This is a genomic window from Pseudomonas sp. 10C3 (assembly GCF_036346185.1).
Lineage (GTDB): Bacteria > Pseudomonadota > Gammaproteobacteria > Pseudomonadales > Pseudomonadaceae > Aquipseudomonas.
Genome location: NZ_JASJVE010000092.1, coordinates 1 through 330, shown reverse-complemented (window position 1 = coordinate 330; position 330 = coordinate 1). Strand labels below are relative to the sequence as shown.

The window sequence follows — 330 nt, the reverse complement described above, 5'->3', positions numbered from 1 at the left end:
GGCGTCCCCTAGGGGACTCGAACCCCTGTTACCGCCGTGAAAGGGCGGTGTCCTAGGCCACTAGACGAAGGGGACGCTGCCCGAAACATACCAAGTATGTTCCAGTGTCCAAAACATGATCCGAAGACCCTGCCCTGGTTTCACCAGCCCCGCCCGAGAGCAAGACTGCTTAAAAATGGAGCGGGAAACGAGACTCGAACTCGCGACCCCGACCTTGGCAAGGTCGTGCTCTACCAACTGAGCTATTCCCGCAATGGCGTCCCCTAGGGGACTCGAACCCCTGTTACCGCCGTGAAAGGGCGGTGTCCTAGGCCACTAGACGAAGGGGAC

General features: G+C 59.7%; 3 tRNA genes. All 3 read right to left on the bottom strand.

The features are described from left to right. Positions 1 to 2: 2 nt before the first annotated feature. Positions 3 to 75 (bottom strand) — tRNA-Glu (locus QN399_RS26265). Between the two features lie 101 nt (positions 76 to 176). Next, positions 177 to 252 (bottom strand) — tRNA-Gly (locus QN399_RS26260). Between the two features lie 2 nt (positions 253 to 254). Then, positions 255 to 330: transfer RNA gene (locus QN399_RS26255), tRNA-Glu, on the bottom strand.